Genomic DNA, 21,566 nt, shown 5'->3' with positions numbered 1-21,566 from the left:
TCGGTTTTCCTGGGAGGTGCTTGTATTATGCGGTTAAAAGGTAAAAAAGTTGGGTTTGCTTTTACGGGTTCACATTGTACACTTGAAGAGGCTCTTGTGGAGATGAAAAAGGTTGCCGATGAGGGAGCCATCCTGTATCCTATTATTAGTTGTTCCGTAAATGAAACCGATACTCGATTCGGAACAACTGATTCTTGGAAAGAACGTATTAAGGAAGTAACAGAAGAAAAAATAATTAAAAGTATCGTAGGGGCGGAACCCATTGGTCCGGAAAAATTACTGGATATTTTGGTTGTCGCCCCCTGTACCGGCAATACCCTGGCTAAATTAGCCAACGGCATAACCGATGGGCCGGTATTAATGGCAGTAAAAGCGCATTTGCGCAACCAGCGTCCGGTGGTGCTGGCGATATCCACTAACGACGGACTTAGCATGAACGCCAAAAATATTGGGTTATTGCTAAATTCAAAGAATATTTACATGGTTCCGTTTGGTCAGGATAGTCCGGCCGGCAAGCCAAATTCATTGAAGGCCAAGATTGATTATTTAGTGGAAACCATTGAATATGCATTGCAAGGCAAACAAATGCAACCCATCTTGATCAGTTATTAATGAAGCAGGTAGCCGGCGGGGGCTTTAATAAATATAATGGAGGGATAAGAAATGGCTCAGTATAAAGTAATTGTTGTTGGCGCGTCCGGTGCAGTAGGACAGGAAATATTACAAGTGCTGGAAGAAAAAAAATTTCCTGTAGGAGATCTAAAACTCTGCGCCACTTCCCGTTCCGCCGGCAAGGAAATGCTTTTCAAGGGCAATACGTATAAAGTGGAAGAAACTACCCCGTCTTCATTTGACGGGATGGATATAGCCTTGTTTGCAGGTGGTGCGGCCAGTAAAGAATTTGGGCCGCTTGCCGCCGAAAAAGGTGTTGTGGTCATTGATAACAGCAGTCATTTTCGCTTAGACCCGGAAGTTCCTCTGGTTGTGCCTGAAGTAAATCCGGAGGATGTCAAATGGCATAAAGGTATTATAGCCAATCCCAATTGTTCTACAATAATTATGGTTGTACCACTGAAAGCCATTTATGATGCGGCGGGGATTAAACGTGTTGTTGTTTCAACGTACCAGGCTGTCAGCGGCGCCGGAGCAGAAGGTATTTCCGAATTAACGGAGCATACCAAGGCGGTGCTGGCCGGTGATGAGGTTGTTCCAGCCAAGTTTCAATACCAGATAGCCTTTAACCTGATACCTCATATTGATGTATTCCAGGAAATGGATTACACTAAAGAGGAATGGAAAATGGTTAAAGAAACTTGTAAAATAATGCATGACGATACCATTGGCATAACAGCAACCACGGTCAGGGTGCCGGTTTACAGAAGCCATTCGGAATCGATTAACGTGGAAACTAAGCGGAAGATGACGGCGGCCGAGGCCAGGGAAGTATTGGCAAAGTTTCCCGGAATTATTCTGGAGGACGATCCCTCCAACAAAAAATATCCGATGCCGCTTTTCTCTTCCAACCACGATGAGGTGTTCGTGGGTAGAATCAGGGAAGACAATTCCCTGGATCATGCATTGAATATGTGGGTAGCTGCCGACCAGTTGCGCAAAGGGGCGGCTACCAACGCGGTTCAAATTGCTGAGCTGGTAATCAAATATGGTTGCCTTGGAAAGAGGTAGTTACAATGAAATTTGTGGTGCTTAAGTTCGGCGGGACTTCACTGGTTGATGTCGATCTTAGGGAGAAAGCTGCAAATAAAATAATCGCGGCCAAAGAAGAAGGTCATATGCCCGTTGTGGTCGTTTCGGCCATAGGCCGAAAAGGCGACCCCTATGCCACGGATACGTTGATAAATCTGGTCAGCCAGTCCTATCGTGAGCTGCCAAATCGTGAAATGGATTTGCTGATGTCCTGCGGTGAGATTATATCGGGCATCATCATGGTGGCTGCTTTGCAGAGCATGGGACATCCGGCGGTTCTTTTAACAGGCGCTCAGGCCGGCATTATAACGGACAATAAATATTCCGAGGCTCGAATCTTGAAAGTTCAACCACAAAAAGTAACCAAATTTGCGCAAGAAGGGTATATAGTAGTTGTAGCGGGCTTTCAGGGGGTAACCGAGGATGGTGATATCACCACGCTCGGCCGTGGTGGAAGTGATACAACGGCTGCGGCACTTGGCGTTGCTTTAAATGCTGTTTGTGTTGATATATATACCGATGTGGAAGGTATTATGACCGCTGATCCTCGCATTGTCAAAGAAGCAAAGGCTCTTGATGTAATTACTTATGATGAGATTTGTCATTTGGCTCACGAGGGTGCCAAGGTAGTCCATCCGCGAGCGGTTGAAATCGCTATGCAAAAGGGAATCCCATTACGCGTTCGTTCAACGTTTACCGATTCGCCCGGCACTCTTGTAACCACGTCCGGTGAGGCTTATAAAGGTACAATTGATATTACCAGGGACAGGATTATAACCGGTATAACCTATATATCAGGTATTGCCCAATTTAAAGTAGGCATTGGAACCGGCATTGAGGGTTTAAAGCAACAGCGGCGTGTGTTCAGGGCATTGGCCCTGGCGGGAATAAGTATTGACTTTATTAACCTGCTTCCTGAGTTTGTATTGTTTACAGTGCTGGATAACGTAGCGGATAAAACCGTTAAAGTTCTGGAAAATACAGGCTATGTGCCGGAAATGATAACCGGGTGTGCCAAGGTTTCCGCAGTTGGAGCGGGAATGTCCGGTGTGCCGGGAGTTATTGCAGATATTGTAGAAGCATTAACCAAGGAAGATATACAAATACTGCAATGTAATGATTCGCACACTACGGTTTGGGTGCTGGTCAGGCGTGAGGATATGGAAAAGGCCGTTATAGCTTTGCACAGGCAATTTAAATTAGGCCAGTAGGCGGATACTGTTTGATTAAAAAGGAAGGTGAAAGTATTGGCAATTGATTTTGGGCGAGTTTTAACCGCCATGATAACCCCCTTTAAAAATGACATGACCGTAGATTTTGACCAGGTTAAAAAATTGGCCCACCATCTTGTGCAATCTGGTACCGACGGTCTGGTAGTAGCCGGCACCACCGGCGAGTCACCCACATTAAGCAAAGAAGAAAAAATTGAACTTTTTCGCGTGGTGGTTGAAGAAGTAGGCGGTGACGCTGTAGTGATCGCCGGAACCGGCAGTAATAACACCGCAGACAGCATAGCGCTGACCCAGGCCGCGGAAAAGCTTGGCGCCGATGGTATAATGCTGGTTTGCCCGTATTACAATAAGCCATCACAAGAAGGTTTATACCAGCATTTTAAAGCCATTGCGGAAAGTACCAATTTACCGGTTATGCTTTATAATGTGCCGGGAAGGACAGCAGCTAATCTGCTGCCCCAAATGGTCGTAAGGCTTTCCGCGATAGAGAATATTGTTGCTATTAAAGAGGCATCGGGAAGTCTTGATCAGGTTAGCGAGCTGCGGCGTAATCTACCGGATCATTTTGCCATTTATAGCGGCGACGATTCTTTAACTTTACCGATTCTTGCGCTGGGCGGTAAAGGTATTGTCAGCGTGGCATCGCATATTATCGGCCCCCAGTTGCAGGAGATGATTAACGCTTTTAATTCCGGGAATGTAACAATTGCTACAAAAATTCATTGCAGTTTGTTCCCGGTTTTTAAAACCCTTTTTATCACTTCCAATCCTGTGCCGCTTAAAGCTGCTCTTAATATGCTTGGCTGGCAGGTAGGCGGTCCGAGGTTACCACTGGTTGAGGCAACTCAGGCTGAAAAAGAGATGATTAAGAAAACTCTTTCCGAAGCTAAACTTGTATAGCATTATTTTTTTAGAACAGGTAAATATATTTAATGAGGATGGATTTATGGAGCCAATAAAGGCTCCTTTTGTTTTCCTAAAATAAAGTAATTTTCCATGCTTCTTGTTCAAAAGAATAAGATACAGTATAATGTACTAGCAAGTTTTAGAGCGGATTGCTTTTAAATGAATATTTTCCCGCCTTCTTCTGCTTCTCACCGATTTTAAATAATACTAATCTTTTACAGGCGAATTGAGGGAGGTGTAATATGGCAAGAGAACCCAAGCTTTATCTAATCCCCCTTGGGGGACTTGGTGAGATCGGGAAAAACATGATGGTGGTGAGATACGGGGAAAATATTCTGGTAATTGATTCTGGGCTGATGTTTCCGGAAGAGGATCTACTGGGAATAGATATGGTGATTCCTGATATCACCTATCTTTTAGAGAATAAAAATATTGTCAGGGGAATAGTGCTGACGCATGGTCATGAAGACCATATTGGAGCACTGCCTTATGTGTTGAGGGAGTTAAATGTGCCGGTTTATGGAACCAGGCTGACTCTTGGCATTTTAAAGGAAAAATTACGCGAACGGCAAATGGCCGATGAAGTTAAGCTTCACTGCGCGAAACCCCGGGATATAATTTCCGTAGGGCCGTTTAAAATTGAGTTTATTCGTGTTTCTCACAGCATACCCGACGCCGTGTCACTGGCAATTGAGACTCCTGTGGGGGTTGTTGTGCATACGGGGGACTTTAAATTGGATCAGACACCCGTTGACGGAGAAGTTACGGATTTTAACCGGCTGGCTCAGCTGGGTGAAAAGGGTGTACTGGTGCTGCTGAGTGACAGTACAAATGTGGAGAGACCCGGATATACCCTGTCGGAAAAGGTTGTAGGGCAGACTTTTGACGATAGCTTCAGGCAAGCAAGTGAGAGAATTATCGTGGCGACTTTTGCATCTAACGTCCATAGATTGCAGCAAGCAATAACCACTGCGCATCGATATAAGAGAAAAGTGGCAGTGGTTGGGCGAAGCATGGTTAATGTTGTAAATATTGCCCGGGAACTTGGTTACTTAAGGGTGCCTGAAGATGTTTTGGTTGAGCTGGACGAAGCGGGCAGATTGCCCAGGAACCGGGTGGTTTATCTAACAACCGGGAGCCAGGGTGAACCAATGAGCGCGCTGACACGAATGGCCAACAGAGACCACCGGCAAGTGGAAATTATGCCAGGGGATACAATAATAATATCCGCCACGCCCATACCGGGTAATGAAAAATTGGTGGCCCGGGTTATTGATCAACTCTTTAAGCAGGGTGCAAATGTTATTTATGAGTCGGTATCCGGCATTCACGTCAGCGGGCATCCCAGCCAGGAAGAACTTAAGTTGATGTTTAATTTGGTCAAACCCAAGTTTTTTATCCCGGTGCACGGTGAATACCGGATGCTGATTAAGCATGCCAATTTGGCGCGGGAAATGGGTATTCCCCCAAATAATATATTTGTGGCGGAAAACGGTCAGGTTTTGGAGATTAGCAGGCGCAGTGGACGTTTTGCGGGTAGGGTTACCGCGGGACGGGTACTCGTAGACGGCCTCGGCGTAGGAGATGTCGGCAATATTGTGCTGCGTGACAGGCGTCAGTTGTCTCAGGACGGGATATTGATCGTTGTGGTGACTATCAGCAAGGAAAGCGGGCAGATAATATCTGGACCGGACATTGTATCACGTGGTTTTGTGTACGTTAGAGAATCAGAAGAATTGATGGAAGATGCCAAAGAGAAGGTCAAATTAGCGCTTGATAAATGTTCAGCAAAAAAAATGTCCGAGTGGGCTTCAATTAAGTCTATGGTCAGAGACGATTTAAGTAGGTTCCTTTACGAGAAAACCAGAAGAAGGCCAATGATTCTACCAATCATCATGGAAATATAATTATCAAGAATTACTCACAAAAAATACACGGATTATGAACCGTGTATTTTTTTATTATTTAGATACAATACTAAAAGTCATTAGGCAATATGAAAAGAAACGGAGAGGATAGAAATGTCTTACTACAAATCATTTGACCAGGTGCCGGGTATATTCCCGTATCAACCACCTGCTCAACCCGGTCCGGGAACAAATCCGGAGCATCACGAACAACCCAATCAGGACCCTAATACCGAAAGAACAAGAATAACCGGTAAATCTAAAAATACGCTGGATACAGTAAAAGAAATCGGGGCTACTCAGGTGCCCGAGGTAAAAAGTAATATCCACTGTTTAACTATAGTCGGGCAAATAGAAGGTCATCTCGTGTTGCCGCCCCAGAATAAAACAACCAAGTATGAGCATTTAATTCCCCAGTTGGTGGCCATTGAACAAAGTCCTGAAATTGAAGGTGTATTGATAATTTTAAATACGGTTGGCGGGGATGTCGAGGCCGGCCTGGCCATCGCCGAAATGATAACAAGCTTGTCCAAGCCCACAGTATCAGTAGTGCTCGGTGGTGGCCACAGCATCGGCGTGCCTATTTCAGTGGCTACGGATTATTCGTTTATTGCAGAAACGGCCAGTATGACTATTCACCCCATCAGGCTTAACGGTCTGGTTATCGGGGTACCGCAAACTTATGAATATCTTGATAAAATGCAAGACCGTGTGGTAAGATTTGTTACTCAACATTCTAAGATTAGCCAGGATAAATTCAGGGATTTAATGTTTCGTACCGGTGAACTCGCCAGAGATATCGGCACCGTACTTATTGGCCAGGATGCAGTGGATTGCGGGCTAATCGATGAGGCCGGAGGCATTAGTAAGGCACTGGCAAAACTAAACAGCATGATGGATGAAAGAAAGCATCGAAATGAGGGACCGCTGCAATGATTCTCTACACGCCTATGCAATTAGAACTTGTATTAGCCGGGCTTGATCAAATGGATCATTCATCAGATCGGAAAGTGACAATTGAAGGTGTTCCCGCTATAGTGCGCAAAAACAGTGCCGGGAAAGAAGAAATTGTGCAGCTGCTTAGTACAGACCCTAATGATTATTTGCGCAAAGACCTATCGCCGGGAACGCAAATCATTCCGGATTGTGTGAATTAAATTTAAGACTATCTAATAATACAGCGTAGGCTGGACCTACGCGTTTTCTTTCACTTTAGGAAAGCATGACCGGCCATATTTTCGGCCAAATCAAAGGATTATGTATAAAAAGCGCGCGCTATGGGAATGATTGAGCGCGCCTTTTTATGGGCAAAGGGCTTTTTTTTATTATCGGTGCAGGAATTATATGTAAACAATGGAATATGTATACTGAAGAGGGGGTGCTTCTGTGCCAACAATTAACTCAAAAGATGAAGTTAAATTTGAGATAAGCGGTATTGTTTTACTGTCGGTAGCAATATTAACTCTGCTTAGCGTTTTAAGTCCCGCTTCAGGTTTAGTCGCCAAATATTTAAACAGCTTGTTGATGAAGCTTGCCGGGGAAGGCAGGTATTTAATTCCTGTTTTATTAGCGACTTTTGGGTTCAGATTATTGCTACGGAAAGAAAAAGTCAAGGTGCAAGTTGATTTGCGCGGGGCTTTAATTATTGCGTTGGTGATACTTACATTATTGCATTTTTCTGTGCCAAGGGAATATATCCTAAAAGCCGGATTAACGGGTGACGGCGGTGGAGTTATCGGTGCTGCGGTTTACTTTTTGCTGTTAAAGGCGTTTGGCGTTTTCGGCATGTATATTGTATTGCTAACACTGTTTTTGGTTGGATTATTATTGCTGACAAATCAATCAATAGCGGAGATTGGTAAAAAGATTGTTCAAAAGATTGCTGAAATATTAAAAAAAACAATTATTTTAATAGATAATTTTCTCTTTACTGACGCGGAAGAGGAGCAGGAGACACCAATAATCATTGACAGCAAGGATGGCGACATAGCCGGCAGCGGTAGTCTTGTAATTGAAGAGATCAATGATGATGAACCTGTGCCTGTGGAAAAGAAGAGTAATGTTGTTTATTACAGGCCACCTCACTCTCAATCACACCCCGGCGGGAAAGAAAGCACCCAGGACAGTCAATGTGATGTCGAAACCTCAGTTGAGCCGGCTAAGGCTGAAGAATTATCTAAAGATTCGTATGTTCTCCCGCCGTTATCCCTTTTGACCAGACCAGTTAGAAGCAAGGTCAACAAAAACAATAAGGATATCACTGAAAATGTCAAAAAGTTAGAAGAAACCCTGGGTAGTTTTGGTATTCGGGCAAAGGTTACACGGGTTTCCAGAGGCCCGGCTATAACCAGGTATGAAGTACAGCCGCCGCCGGGAGTTAAAGTCAGCCGCATTGTCGGGTTGGCCGATGACATTGCGTTAAGCATGGCTTCGCCGGATGTTCGAATTGAAGCCCCCATCCCCGGTAAAGCTGTTGTAGGAATTGAGGTTCCTAATAAGGAGATTGCCACTGTATATCTGCGTGAACTGGTGGAGACGGATGAGTTTCAAAATGTGCCATCTCATTTGACAGTTGCTTTGGGTAAAGATATAGCTGGCGTGCCGGTGGTTGACGATTTGACCAGGATGCCGCATCTGCTTATTGCGGGCGCTACCGGAGCGGGAAAAAGTGTATGTTTGAATACGCTGCTGGCTGGAATTCTATTTAAGTCTACTCCCATGCAAACAAAATTTTTAATTATTGATCCCAAAATGGTTGAGTTATCTGTATTTAATGGTATTCCGCATTTAGTTTCACCCGTTGTGACCAACCCTAAAAAAGCAGCGACGTCATTGCGATGGGCTGTTAAAGAAATGGAATATCGCTATGAATTGTTTGCAGCTGCCGGAGTGCGCGATATTGTGAGATACAACAAATATATACGTGAACAAGGAAAAGATGCTCTGCCGCTTTTAGTTGTTGTGATCGACGAGTTGGCCGATCTGATGATGGTCGCTCCGGCGGATGTGGAAGATGCTATCTGCAGGCTTGCCCAAATGGCCAGGGCTGCGGGAATTCACCTGGTGGTGGCCACACAAAGACCTTCGGTAGATATTATAACCGGCCTGATTAAAGCTAATATTCCTTCCAGGGTAAGCTTTGCAGTATCATCACAAATTGATTCCCGAACCATACTAGACATGGGGGGGGCGGAAAAATTATTGGGGCGTGGTGATATGCTGTTTTATCCTGTGGGAGCGACAAAGCCTATCAGGGTTCAGGGGGCATATCTTTCAGACCGGGAGGTTGAATTGCTGGTTCAACACTGGAAAAAACAGGCTGGACCTAAATACGACGAAGGCTTGGACCATCAGGTAAAGCAGATCAGCGAGCCGGCCGATGCTGAGGATGACTTACTCGCTCAAGCTGTTAAAATCTTTTTGGAGACTGGCCATGCATCAATTTCATTATTGCAAAGGCGTTTGCATATTGGCTATGCCAGAGCAGCCAGGCTAATTGATATAATGGAGAAAAAAGGTTACGTGGGCGGTTACGAAGGAAGCCGGCCCAGAGCTGTTTTAATTACGAAGGAAGAATACGACCGCTTTAACGATCAATCTGAAACAAGAGCAGGAAATGATAATTAAAAAAAGGATAAATAAAGGGATGTGTCGAAGGGAATTTTAAATTTAATTATTTTGTCGCTTTTATCGGAGGATACTATGTACCAGGATATCAGTATAGAAGACGCATTGAATAAAATGGCAGAATTACCGGTTGTTGATCTGCGCTCGCCGGGTGAATTCCGGGAAGCGACAATTCCAGGAGCGCTTAATATACCGCTATTGGATAACGTTGAAAGGGCAATTGTCGGCACTGTTTATAAGCACGAAGGACCGGAAAAAGCTAGATATATGGCTATGGAGCTATTATCTCCCAAATTGCCGGCCTTTGTTTATTCTTTTAAAGAAGTTGCTCTTGAAAAAAAAATTGTTATTTTTTGCTGGCGCGGTGGTGAGCGCAGTCATTTTGCCGCTAGCATACTTGACTTAATGGGTTTTAAGGTTTTTCGGATTACCGGCGGTTTTAAAGCCTACCGAAAACATGTATTACAATTCTTTGACAGGGAGATACTGCCGTACCGGGCGGTGGCTTTGCACGGCTTAACAGGGGTTGGCAAAACCGATGTGCTTTTGGAATTAAAGAGCTGGGGGTTTAATGTGCTTGATTTGGAGGGATTAGCCAGGCACAGGGGGTCGGTTTTTGGTAAAATAGGACAACTTCCGTCACCCGGTCAAAAAATGTTTGAATCTTTGATTGAAAGTGAATTCAGGTTGGTTCAAATTAATAGCTATTTTTTGGTAGAATGTGAAAGTAAGAGAATAGGTAAATTAATTATACCCTCAGCAGTTTTCAACACTATGGGCAAAGGAATTAATATATTATTATATGCAAATGTTAAGTCCAGGACCGAGCGAATTAAAAGAGATTATTTGACCGGAAAGGATGGTAATTTGACTGCCCTTAAAGCAGCTATAGAACGTTTGGCCAAATACATTGGTAATCGTAAAGTCACGGAGCTGACAGATTTATTGGGCAGCGGTAAAATAAGCAGCGTAATTGAATTTTTATTGCTTAACTATTATGATCCGTTATATAAATATCCTAGCGGACCAAGTGATGATTATTTTTTATCAGTAAATACCGAAAATTTGGGTATGGCAGTTAAAGAAATTGCCTGCTTTATAGAAGAATTGTCCCTATAATACGGGGAGGTGATCCGCATTGGCTATCGGTGATACCTTGCGCGAAGCAAGGGAAAAAATGGGATTATCCATGGAAGATGTTGAAGAATCCACAAAGATTCGCAGAAAGTATATTCAAGCCCTGGAGGATAATAAATTTGAAATTATCCCCGGTGATGTTTATGTAAGGGGTTTTTTGCGCAGTTACGCCCGCTTCTTAGATGTGGACGGGGAAAAACTTGTTCAGGAATACAACGAAATGAACGATTATCAGATGGAAAATAATGATCCTCCGCAAGAGACTGTAGTTTCCATACCCAAGAAGACAGGAAAACGGAATGGAAAATATTTTGCAGCCGTTGCCGTGGTTGTGCTGGCTGGTTTTATATATGTGTTGGGTTCCTCTAATGCCGGCTTACAGAATAAATTATCGGACGGTGGTGAAAGTCCAAAATCAACTGAGAATCGGCCGTATGATGGGGCTGCACCGGAAGATAAAGGTTTGCCGACACCGGAGGACAATGCTTCTAATGAAGTGCAGGTAACGGGTATGGACGTAGTGTTGCAGGTAACTGATGCGGAGTGCTGGATGAGGATTATCGTAGACGATCAAAATGCCTTTGAGGGCATGGTTGGGCCCGGGAGCGTAAAAACCTTTAAAGGAGAGGAAAGCGTCCAGCTTAAACTAGGTAATGCCGGGGCGGTTAAGGTTATGGTCAACGGTAGGGATTATGGTTTTTTGGGTGCCAACGGACAGGTAATAACGCGGGCATTTCAAGTTGGGAGCACTGGATAACTACTGCCGCAGGACAAGTATATATGCTGGGGATTATAAATGGATAAGAAAATAGGAATGATTAGTCTTGGTTGTGCCAAGAACAGGGTTGACACAGAAATTATGCTGGGTCATTTACAAAAGGCCGGTTATCAATTAACCGGTGAGGCTGAGGAAGCCGAAGTTATTATTATTAATACTTGCGGGTTCATTACTGCAGCCAAGGAAGAATCCATTAACGCTATTTTTGATGCGGTAAGGCTTAAGGAAACAGGCAGGTGTGCCCGCATAGTGGTAACCGGATGCTTGGCGCAAAGATATGCCACCGAGTTGCTGGAAGAGGTGCCTGAAATAGACGGCATCATGGGCACCGGGTCAGTACCGGAAATAGTTTCCACTGTTAATAAAGTCTTAACGGGGGAAAGACCTGTTTTGGTGGGTACGCCAGGGTATATTCACCACGGTAAAGAGCCGCGGATACTAACCACCCCCCGGCACACCGCTTATTTAAAAATTGCTGAAGGCTGTGAAAACCGCTGTTCATATTGTGCTATTCCAACGATCAGGGGGCCGTATCGCAGCAGGCCTATGGAAGAAATTATCGAAGAGGCCAAGGAACTCTGCTTGCGGGGCACGAAGGAATTAATTGTGGTTGCCCAGGAAACCACTCGCTATGGAATAGATTTATATGGCGGTTATCAGCTTGCGAATTTGCTGCAAGGGCTGGAAAGAATAGAAAACTGCCGCTGGATCAGGTTGATGTACTGCTATCCCACTACGATAACCGGGGAGCTGCTTGAACTAATAAAATCTTCACCAAAAATTTGCCGGTACATTGATTTGCCGTTGCAGCATATTAATAATCGCATTTTAAAAATGATGAACAGGCGTGGAAGCAAAGAGCACATTACCTACCTGATTAGTAAGCTGAGGCGCATGATGCCGGGAATTACCTTAAGAACTACGTTTATAGTGGGCTTTCCCGGAGAAACTGAAGCAGAGTTTAATGAATTGCTTAGTTTTATCGAACAAACAAGGTTTGACCGGGCCGGTATATTCGGGTATTCCCCGGAAGAAGGCACTGCGGCGGAAAAGTTGCCTGGTCGAATCAGTGATCCGGAAATTGCTGCCAGAGTTGAAGCAGCCATGGAACTGCAGCAGGATATTTCAGCTCAAAACAATAGAAAATTTATCGACGCGGAAAAAACTGTCCTGGCCGAAGGTTGGGACAATGATGCCAACATGTACTGGGGGCGGTCAGAAGGTGACGCCCCGGAGATTGACGGAAAAGTTTTTTTTGCTTCGGAGGAATTGGTGCGGGCCGGGGATTTTGTTAAAGTTAAAATTCTCGATTCAACTGAATATGATCTGTCAGGAGTACGTACGAAATGAATCTACCAAACAGGCTTACGCTGCTGAGAATTTTAATGGTGCCTGTCTTCTTGGCAATACTTTCTTTGCGCCTTCCACTTGGAGATTATATCGCCGCAGGTGTGTTTGTGCTTGCAGCATGTACCGACGGGCTTGACGGTTATATAGCCCGAAAGAAGAAAATGATTACAGCGCTGGGTAAGCTGCTTGATCCTCTGGCGGACAAATTGTTGGTTTCATCTGCGCTGATTGCGTTAGTGGAAATGGATCGCCTGTCCGGGTGGGTTGCGGTTATTATTATTGGACGTGAGTTTGCAGTTACGGGATTACGCTCCCTGGCCGCTGCCGAAGGGGTAATTATTTCGGCCAGCAGGTTGGGGAAAATTAAAACAATCACCCAAATAGTTGCCATTGTGGCTATGTTTTTAAGGGATTTCCCATTTAATTTGATTAATGTACCATTTGGCAATATAGCGATGTCTGTTGCAGTTATATTTACTATCTGGTCGGGTATGGATTATTTTCAACAAGCTGGTTTTTTGCTGAAATCCAAAAACAATGGATAAAAAGAAAATTAAAGTATTTAAAAGCGCGCTAAAGGAACTGATATAAGCGCGCTTTTTTGGTTTGGGGACAATTCCCTGTCTAAAGTGCTTATTGAGTATGTTATAATAACTCATTGTGAAAGAAAAATGCAAGCCCGGTTCGTAGCCTTAGAGAGGATGGTAAGAATGCACATTAAAGGCATTAAGATCCATGTGGTAATAATCGCGCTGGTTGCTGGGCTGGCTGCCTTCTTAGGCGCGCAGTGGTTGTATAAAGGACTTAACTTTCAAAAACCGCTGATAGCCAAACTGGAAAATAACCCTGTGGTAATTTCATATAAAATTGATGATTCGGCGGATATTTATAAAATTAACCTGGCACTAAGTGAAAGCGTGGATCTAATGAATTCATACCAGCAGATTTTTCATGATGTTAAACAGGTTATGGGTAAGCGCCCTTTTACAATTGAGCTGACAGACCGGCGGAATAATCAATTGGACAATGTGTATGGCAAAGGGAAATTTGCCATCTATGAGGCGCTGCAAAATGGCGATTTCGTGCAAATGGCCAGTAATTTAAACCTTTACGCCAGTGAAGCCGGAATTGAATCCAAGGTGGATATCGATGACCATAACATTTATTGGCAAATGAAGGATGACCAGCACTATTTATATAGTGTTATCCCCAGGGGCAATACTGAAAGCATTTTTGCTTCGGCTGAGACAGGAGGGAGGTAAAGCGTGATCAAGGAAATAAGCTTAGGAATCGGCCTTGCTGGTGTAATTTTTCTGGCCATTTCCGGTTACGACATAGTTCCCATATTGTTTCTGTTTATGGCCGCGGGTATTCTATTTTATGTTGCCCGCTCCCGTGGAATGCTGACTAAGTCCTTTAACGCGACACCTGCCGCCAATGTCTCCAAGGTTAATTTTGAGGATATTGGCGGACAGGCTACGGCTATTAATGAACTAAAAGAGGCCTTGGATTTTATTATCAACCAGGAAAAAATAATTAATTTGGGAATTAGGCCCCTGAAAGGTATTTTACTGACCGGACCACCCGGTACCGGAAAAACGCTAATGGCTAAAGCTGCTGCAGGGTACACTGAATCGGTTTTTGTTGCTTGCAGCGGATCGGAATTTATTGAAATGTATGCAGGGGTTGGAGCACAACGTGTCAGGCAGCTTTTTCAAACTGCCAGGGACACTGCCGCTAAGCTAAAAAAGGATAGCGCCATAATTTTTATTGACGAAATAGATATCCTTGGCGGGAAGAGGGGACAGAATACCAGTCACCATGAATATGACCAGACATTAAACCAAATGCTGGTTGAAATGGACGGGTTAAAAGTGAATGATAAGGTAAGAATACTGGTTATGGCGGCAACCAACAGGGTGGATATGCTGGACCCGGCGCTTTTGCGCCCGGGCCGTTTTGACCGTCAGGTAAAAGTTGATTTGGCGGATAAATCAGGGCGACTGGAAATTTTAAAGCTTCATTGCAGAAATAAACCTTTGTCGGATGACGTCAGCCTCGATGAAATAGCGAAGCAAACTTTTGGTTTTAGCGGAGCCCATCTGGAAAGTTTGGCCAATGAAGCGGCTATTTTGGCCATGCGGGAGGAGTGTACTGAAATAAAGCAGCATCACTTCCTCGAAGCCATTGATAAAGTTATGATGGGAGAAAAATTGGAAAAAAGGCCGCCTAGAGAAGAACTTGAGCGGGTTGCCGTGCACGAAGTGGGACACGCTCTGGTTGGCGAAAAAGTTCGCCCGGGCTCAGTTTCCATGCTGACAATTGCACCCCGCGGGCAAGCACTGGGCTACATGAGACAGACACCTGAAAATGACAGCTATCTATACACAAGGGAATACCTGGAAAACCAGATTCAGGTGTTATTAGCGGGTTCCATAGCCGAAGAGATCGTACTGGGCAACCGAAGCACAGGCGCAGGTAATGATTTTGAGCAAGCAATAAAAACTGCCGGGCAAATCATTAAGTCAGGCATGTCCGAATTGGGCGTTGTAGATCCGGATATTCTGCCGGCTGATCTCAGGTATAAGGTTATTAGCTCGATCATCAAGGAACAGGAAAAAATGGTTAAAGATTTTCTCGGTTCCTTAAAAGGCGCTATCAAACAGGTGGTAAATGTTTTGCTGACCGAGGAAAAAATAAACGGTGATAGCTTTAGGAAGCTGATTAATAGGTTTAATATCGAGGCTACAGATTTAACTGCATAAGTGATTGTTTACAGGAGCCAGTAGCCAGTAGTTGGAATAAGAGAACGGTTTATCATCTCGAAGTGCTCTGAATTCCGACTACTGACTTCTGGCTATTTTTTTCAAACCTACCTAAAATAACACATATAACCATCAGAGCACTGTTTGGGCATCCCTCTGATGCCGCGTATTTTGGCCATACTAATTTCATGCAAGCAAGGGTTTTCATCCAGATAATACAATAATTAAGGTTGGTTAGACTCTATTATTGAATGAGCGGTTATCAGGCAGGGAATATTTTGATATGACTCGAATATAGGGGTAGGTGAGGTGGTGAGAGAAAAAATGGCTTACTGTTCGAATGATATAACCGGTAGGGACGAGGACGGCGAGGTGCTGGAAGACATGGTAGGGAAACTGTTGCTGGCTAAAGGGATGACCGTTACTTTGGCGGAATCATGCACCGGAGGATTGGTGATGAAGCGATTGTCCGATATCCCGGGCAGTTCGGAATACTTCCTGGGTGGTATTGTTTCATACAGCAATGAAATTAAAATAGACCTACTGGGTGTTGCCAAAGAAATAATTGCGGAATTTGGTGCGGTTAGCGAGCAAACCGCCAGGTCTATGGCCAGTGGGATTAAAAAATTGACCGATTCCTCAATTGGAGTTGGAATTACGGGCATAGCAGGGCCGGGTGGGGGGACACCCCAAAAACCGGTTGGGCTGGTTTATATTGCCCTCGCAGCTGCCAATCAGGTTAGATGTGAAAAATTTAATTTTACGGGAGATCGCAACAGAGTTCGTTTGGAAGCAGCTGATGCTGCATTAAATATGATTCGACAATATATGCTGGGACTGTGAAAAAATTTTATATTGACAGTAACCGGTAATAATATATAGAATTACTATATAATCGAACATGTGTTTTAGGAGGGGTCCTTTTGAGCGAAAGACAAAAAGCTCTGGAAAATGCTCTTTTACAAATTGAGAAGCAATTTGGCAAAGGCTCAATCATGAAACTGGGGGAATCGTCGGCGAAAATCACTGTTGAGACCATTTCTACAGGATGTATTGCTCTGGACGTTGCCCTGGGGGTTGGCGGTGTACCAAGAGGCCGGGTAATTGAAATTTTCGGCCCTGAATCCTCGGGCAAAACGACAGTGGCGCTACACATCATTGCCCAGGCTCAAAAAGCAGGGGGCACTGCTGCATTTATTGACGCAGAACATGCTTTGGATGCCAGTTATGCATCCAGGATCGGTGTGGATATTGAGAATCTTTACGTATCACAGCCGGATACAGGGGAGCAAGCGCTGGAAATTGCTGAGCATTTGGTGCGCAGCGGGGCCATTGACGTGGTGGTAATTGACAGTGTGGCCGCTCTTGTGCCGCGGGCTGAAATAGAAGGTGAAATGGGCGATTCACATGTGGGGCTGCAGGCTCGTTTGATGTCCCAGGCTCTTCGTAAACTGACCGGGGTAATTAGCAAATCACGCTGCACGTCCATCTTTATTAATCAGTTAAGGGAAAAAGTCGGGGTCATGTTCGGAAACCCGGAGACTACGCCTGGCGGCCGGGCCCTGAAATTTTACGCTTCGGTCAGGCTTGACGTGCGCAGAATTGAAAGTATTAAGCAGGGTACCGATGTAGTAGGTAACCGCACCAGAGTTAAAGTCGTTAAGAATAAGGTTGCGCCTCCTTTTAAACAGGCTGATTTTGATATTATGTATGGCATGGGTATTTCGATTGAAGGATCTATTCTTGATTTGGCGGTGGACCTTGGGATTGTTAATAAGAGTGGTGCCTGGTATTCGTACCGGGATGAAAGGTTGGGCCAGGGTCGGGAGAATGTAAAGGAATTGCTAAAAGAAAGACCGGAATTAGCCGGGGAATTTGAATATGAAGTGCGGTGCCGGGTAGGATTGGCTAAACCGGTGGACAAACAGGATCAGCAAGAGCAGAATTCCACTGCCCCTGCTGCGAAGGTTAAATAAAATTCCATGTATGATTTAAAAAAAGCTAAGAATAAGTGCTATCGTCTTTTGGCTCTGAGACCGCGGACGGAGTACGAACTAAGGCAAGCTTTAATAAATACGGACATCAGTGAAGAGGTAATCAATGCAATTATCGCCCAGCTGAAGGATCAAAAACTGATTGACGATGAATACTTTGCTGCAAATTGGGTGAGCTGGCGGCTTGCTGCCAAACCCGTGGGAAAAGATTTTTTAAGGTCCGAGCTTAAATATAAGGGAGTCGACAGGAAAATTATAGAAAAATCCTTATCCGGTTATAATGATGATAGGGAACTGGAAATGGCAATGCTTGCTGCCCGGAAAAAGGCTCATCAGCATGACTGCCAAACATGGCGCAAATTGGCAGGTTTTCTTGCCAGGAGGGGTTTTTCAAGCGATGTGATTAGAAAAGTTGGCTCTATGCTGGCAGGCGGAAGCCTGGATATATCTTGACATTGTATTATATAAAAAGTAAAATTAAATTTGGGAGAAAGTAGAATTGGAAATCATCCGGGTATCGGGTTTATATATATTTTTTCAAATTATATAATTTTTATAAATATATCCACGGTGTCTGTTTAACGGCGCCGTTGCATATGTTTCTTTTCACCGTTGCCGGACAAGGTCTTATAAATCCGATTCTTTTTCTTACCGAGTAATGCTCGGTGTTTTTTTTGTTGAACTGAGCAGGTTTATAATATTATATCTAAATCAGGTTAGGAGGTGACACGATACATTGAATACAAGCCTGGCAATCATTATAATTATTGCAGTAATTATTGCCTTTGGGGCCGGATATCTGGTAAGGAAATTAATTGCAGAATCAAAAATTGCTTCTGCCGAGGCATTGGCCAGGAAAATTTCAGAAGAAGCTCAGAAAGATGCTGAAGCTAAAAAGAGAGAAGCAATATTAGAAGCAAAAGAGGAAATACTTAGGCAAAAAAATGAAATGGAGCGTGAAAATAAGGAGCGCCGGTCAGAGCTTCAAAGACTGGATCGCAGGTTGATGCAAAAGGAAGAATTGCTTGAACGTAAAGTTGAAGGCGTTGAAAAAAAGGAAGAGGCATTGACCCGCAAGGAATCGGAAGTTGAGGCACTGAAAAAGGATCTTTCCACCATGTATGGCAAGCAAGTTGTCGAGTTGGAAAGAATATCCGGACTTACATCAGAAGAAGCGCGCCAAATATTACTGGCAGACATTGAAAAAGAAATTCAACATGAAGCCGCTGTAATGATCAAAGAAATTGAAAACAAGGCCAAAGAAGAAGGAGAAAAACGGGCCAGGGAAATAATAACTTCTGCTATTCAAAGGTGTGCTGCCGATCATGTTGCTGAAACCACTGTGGCAGTGATTCCATTGCCAAATGATGAGATGAAGGGACGCATTATCGGTAGGGAAGGCAGAAATATCAGGGCATTTGAAACCGCTACCGGAATTGATTTAATTATTGATGATACTCCCGAGGCGGTTATCCTTTCAGGTTTTGATCCCATCCGCAGGGAAGTTGCCCGCATATCTTTGGAGAAGCTGATTGTGGATGGCCGGATACACCCGGCCAGGATTGAAGAAATGGTTGATAAAGCCCGTAAAGAAGTTGAGCAGCAAATTCGCGAGGCCGGCGAGCAGGCTATTTTTGAAACAGGCATACATGGCTTGCACCCGGAATTGATTAATTTATTAGGCCGGCTTAAATACCGTACAAGTTATGGCCAAAATGTACTAAAACACTCGATTGAGGTTGCGCATCTGGCTGGCTTGATGGCTGCCGAATTGGGTGTGGACATCCAGTTGGCCAAAAGGGCGGGTTTACTGCATGATATAGGTAAGGCGGTGGACCATGAAGTTGAGGGTCCACACGTTACTATCGGGGTTGAATTAGCTCAAAAATACAGGGAAAACAAAGATGTTATACATGCCATAGCCGCGCATCATGGTGATGAAGAACCGAGAACAATAGTTGCGGGGCTGGTTCAAGCGGCAGATGCGGTTTCTGCTGCCAGACCGGGAGCTAGACGTGAAACACTGGAAGCTTACATCAAACGTTTGCAAAAGCTCGAGGAAATTGCAAGTACTTTTGAGGGAGTAGAAAAATCTTACGCTATCCAAGCGGGTCGAGAGATAAGAATTATGGTTAAACCCGACAAAGTTGATGACCTCGGTGCTATTAAATTAGTACATGAAATCGTTAAAAAGATTGAAAATGAACTGGATTACCCCGGACAGATAAAAGTAATTATTATTAGAGAAACAAGGGTTGTTGATTACGCAAAATAGGAAAAACAGGCGATCTCTTTGGATAAACACCGGTTTTGGCTGCCGCCTAAAAGGTGTTGATTCAGGAGATCGTTTTTTAATTTGGAATAATTTTTATGAGAAATTGAATAAGGTCAATGCAGGAATATAAACGATAATCAAGAAGACTTATTAGATTACATAATCGAAGGAGCCGAAAGGTAGGTGGATTCGTTTGCGGGGCAAATATAAGGGTGGAGATGACGTAACCGACAGTATGGGACTTTTAATATCCATACTTGTCCGCTACCCCGAAGTATCCGCCGTAAATTTCGACCCGTGGGAACAGATGATCCGGTTTAGTTTTATTTGCTCTCGCGTAGCTGAAGAAAAAGAACTCAATGAATTTAATATCTATCTTATGGATTGCATTCAGTCCTTCAATTATCTTGAGGGCAAGGATGCCAGTATCATTGATATTTCATATGAGGTCTGCGACAATTTAACATTGTTTGAAATCAAAAGAGATGTCAGTACCCTGGTTCAGGAAGAGATTGCGCTGGTGGTTCAAGTATTTTACCAATATTGGCAAAGGAATTTAGTGCTTGACTTGAATGATGCGTTAATAGAAGAAGAAATGTTGATGCAGGAAGAGATAATCGACCATATGCTGGAGAGTGTCAAAGGCTCTGAAAACGACAAATATCTTTATGCTTTCAGGGAAGAGGGAAAGGTACTTGTTTTTAATAAATAGGTGGTTTTGGCTTTGATACGTTTATTAATGATCGGAGATATTGTAGGACGTCCAGGGCGACGCGCTGTCAAAGATAATCTGCCGGGACTGGTGCAGGAGCAAAGCATTGATTTTGTTATTGCCAACGGGGAAAATGCGGCCGGAGGCAATGGCATAACCAGAGAAATTGCCAGGGAGCTTTTTGCTTGTGGAATTAATGTTATAACAATGGGTAACCATGTTTGGAATAAAAAAGAAATAATTAATTTTATAGATAACGAAATCCGGTTGATTAGGCCTGCCAACTACCCGCCCGGTACACCCGGCAAAGGGTATGGTATTTATAATGTTAATAATAATGTTAGAATTGGCGTATTTAATTTGTCAGGCAGGATTTTTATGCCTGAACTTGATTGTCCATTCCAAAGTGCCGGCGCAATACTGCCATTACTAAAAGAAAAATGCAATATAATACTGCTTGATTTTCATGCTGAGGCAACCTCTGAGAAAATAGCTCTGGCTTACTATCTTGATAATGCTATATCAGCTTTTTGCGGTACACATACTCATGTGCAAACTGCTGATGAACGCATTTTGCCCGGCGGCACGGCCTACATCACTGATGTAGGCATGACGGGGCCTTATGAATCTGTTATTGGAGTAAAAAAAGAATTGGTTATTGAAAAGTTTTTAACTCAGATGCCCAGAAAGTTTGAGGTTGCTGCCGGTTTATACCAGTTTAACGCGGTTAGAATTGATATTGATGAAGAAACGGGCATTGCTGAAAATATAACCAGAATACAAAATTTTGAATAAAATTTTTTAATTAAAAGGAATCTTAAATGAATTGGAGAATATATCTATTTAAGGGATATATGGAGCAGTCTTTCCAGATAAGAAGGAGGTTCGATGAATGGAAGTGTTAAAAGTTTCAGCAAAATCCAATCCAAATTCTGTAGCCGGCGCCCTTGCTGGAGTACTGAGGGAAAGAGGCTGTGCCGAACTTCAAGCCATTGGTGCAGGGGCTTTAAACCAGGCAATTAAAGCAGTTGCTATCGCCAGGGGATTTGTTGCGCCCAGTGGAGTAGATCTAATTTGTATTCCAGCTTTTACAGACATAATTATCGATGGAGAAGAGAGAACAGCAATCAAGTTGATAGTCGAACCCCGATAAGTCTTTTTTAATTGATTAGTATAGAA

Annotated in this window: 21 protein-coding genes; all 21 read left to right on the top strand. The window is 43.8% G+C overall.

From position 1 onward, the window contains the following. Positions 1-27: 27 nt before the first annotated feature. The 21 genes from BM056_RS08900 (at position 28) to BM056_RS08800 (ending at position 21,540) form a co-directional block, all read left to right on the top strand. Positions 28-612, top strand: a complete 585-nt coding sequence (locus tag BM056_RS08900; protein WP_092470823.1) for a dipicolinate synthase subunit B — start codon at positions 28-30, stop codon at positions 610-612. 51 nt (positions 613-663) lie between these two features. Then, positions 664-1,683 (top strand): aspartate-semialdehyde dehydrogenase, encoded by a 1,020-nt coding sequence (locus tag BM056_RS08895; RefSeq protein WP_092470821.1) that lies wholly within the window; start codon positions 664-666, stop codon positions 1,681-1,683. Between the two features lie 5 nt (positions 1,684-1,688). Continuing rightward, the gene (gene dapG, locus BM056_RS08890) at positions 1,689-2,915 is read left to right on the top strand and encodes an aspartate kinase (protein WP_092470819.1); all 1,227 of its coding nucleotides are present in this window, start codon (positions 1,689-1,691) and stop codon (positions 2,913-2,915) included. A 36-nt stretch (positions 2,916-2,951) separates the two neighbouring features. Further along, a complete protein-coding gene (gene dapA / locus BM056_RS08885) occupies positions 2,952-3,836 on the top strand; it encodes a 4-hydroxy-tetrahydrodipicolinate synthase (protein WP_092470818.1) in 885 nt (294 codons plus the stop codon). 248 nt (positions 3,837-4,084) lie between these two features. After that, positions 4,085-5,749 (top strand): ribonuclease J, encoded by a 1,665-nt coding sequence (locus BM056_RS08880; RefSeq protein ID WP_092470816.1) that lies wholly within the window; start codon positions 4,085-4,087, stop codon positions 5,747-5,749. A 114-nt stretch (positions 5,750-5,863) separates the two neighbouring features. Beyond that, positions 5,864-6,685: a ClpP family protease gene (locus tag BM056_RS08875; RefSeq protein WP_092470814.1), complete on the top strand. Its 822-nt coding sequence runs from the start codon at positions 5,864-5,866 to the stop codon at positions 6,683-6,685. Further along, complete coding sequence (locus BM056_RS08870) at positions 6,682-6,906, top strand: YlzJ-like family protein (protein WP_092470812.1); 225 nt, start codon at positions 6,682-6,684, stop codon at positions 6,904-6,906. The genes BM056_RS08875 and BM056_RS08870 overlap by 4 nt, the downstream gene beginning before the upstream one ends. 229 nt (positions 6,907-7,135) lie before the next feature. After that, a complete protein-coding gene (locus BM056_RS08865; RefSeq protein WP_092470810.1) occupies positions 7,136-9,376 on the top strand; it encodes an FtsK/SpoIIIE family DNA translocase in 2,241 nt (746 codons plus the stop codon). Between the two features lie 21 nt (positions 9,377-9,397). After that, on the top strand, positions 9,398-10,495 hold the full coding sequence (gene mnmH, locus BM056_RS08860; protein WP_238456375.1) for a tRNA 2-selenouridine(34) synthase MnmH: 1,098 nt from the start codon (positions 9,398-9,400) through the stop codon (positions 10,493-10,495). A gap of 19 nt (positions 10,496-10,514) precedes the next feature. Continuing rightward, complete coding sequence (locus BM056_RS08855; protein ID WP_092470806.1) at positions 10,515-11,270, top strand: helix-turn-helix domain-containing protein; 756 nt, start codon at positions 10,515-10,517, stop codon at positions 11,268-11,270. A 39-nt stretch (positions 11,271-11,309) separates the two neighbouring features. Beyond that, the gene (gene rimO, locus BM056_RS08850) at positions 11,310-12,641 is read left to right on the top strand and encodes a 30S ribosomal protein S12 methylthiotransferase RimO (protein ID WP_092470804.1); all 1,332 of its coding nucleotides are present in this window, start codon (positions 11,310-11,312) and stop codon (positions 12,639-12,641) included. Beyond that, on the top strand, positions 12,638-13,186 hold the full coding sequence (gene pgsA, locus BM056_RS08845) for a CDP-diacylglycerol--glycerol-3-phosphate 3-phosphatidyltransferase (RefSeq protein WP_092470802.1): 549 nt from the start codon (positions 12,638-12,640) through the stop codon (positions 13,184-13,186). Before rimO ends, pgsA begins: the two co-directional genes overlap by 4 nt. A gap of 165 nt (positions 13,187-13,351) precedes the next feature. After that, the gene (locus BM056_RS08840) at positions 13,352-13,903 is read left to right on the top strand and encodes a hypothetical protein (RefSeq protein WP_092470800.1); all 552 of its coding nucleotides are present in this window, start codon (positions 13,352-13,354) and stop codon (positions 13,901-13,903) included. A 3-nt stretch (positions 13,904-13,906) separates the two neighbouring features. Further along, positions 13,907-15,406, top strand: a complete 1,500-nt coding sequence (locus tag BM056_RS08835) for an AAA family ATPase (RefSeq protein ID WP_092470798.1) — start codon at positions 13,907-13,909, stop codon at positions 15,404-15,406. A 309-nt stretch (positions 15,407-15,715) separates the two neighbouring features. Next, positions 15,716-16,249, top strand: coding sequence for a CinA family protein (locus BM056_RS08830; protein WP_238456374.1), 534 nt, complete (start codon positions 15,716-15,718; stop codon positions 16,247-16,249). An 80-nt stretch (positions 16,250-16,329) separates the two neighbouring features. Then, on the top strand, positions 16,330-17,382 hold the full coding sequence (gene recA / locus BM056_RS08825) for a recombinase RecA (RefSeq protein WP_092470796.1): 1,053 nt from the start codon (positions 16,330-16,332) through the stop codon (positions 17,380-17,382). Between the two features lie 6 nt (positions 17,383-17,388). Next, on the top strand, positions 17,389-17,853 hold the full coding sequence (locus BM056_RS08820) for a regulatory protein RecX (protein WP_092470794.1): 465 nt from the start codon (positions 17,389-17,391) through the stop codon (positions 17,851-17,853). Positions 17,854-18,136: 283 nt separating this feature from the next. After that, positions 18,137-19,675, top strand: coding sequence for a ribonuclease Y (gene rny, locus BM056_RS08815; protein WP_092470792.1), 1,539 nt, complete (start codon positions 18,137-18,139; stop codon positions 19,673-19,675). Between the two features lie 193 nt (positions 19,676-19,868). Then, positions 19,869-20,387 (top strand): hypothetical protein, encoded by a 519-nt coding sequence (locus BM056_RS08810; protein ID WP_092470790.1) that lies wholly within the window; start codon positions 19,869-19,871, stop codon positions 20,385-20,387. Positions 20,388-20,402: 15 nt separating this feature from the next. After that, positions 20,403-21,182 (top strand): TIGR00282 family metallophosphoesterase, encoded by a 780-nt coding sequence (locus BM056_RS08805; protein WP_092471003.1) that lies wholly within the window; start codon positions 20,403-20,405, stop codon positions 21,180-21,182. Between the two features lie 97 nt (positions 21,183-21,279). Then, positions 21,280-21,540, top strand: a complete 261-nt coding sequence (locus tag BM056_RS08800; RefSeq protein WP_027363759.1) for a stage V sporulation protein S — start codon at positions 21,280-21,282, stop codon at positions 21,538-21,540. Positions 21,541-21,566 lie beyond the last annotated feature (26 nt).

The organism is Desulfotruncus arcticus DSM 17038, assembly GCF_900113335.1.
Lineage (GTDB): Bacteria > Bacillota > Desulfotomaculia > Desulfotomaculales > Desulfallaceae > Desulfotruncus > Desulfotruncus arcticus.
This window is presented reverse-complemented; position numbering and strand designations above follow the sequence as displayed.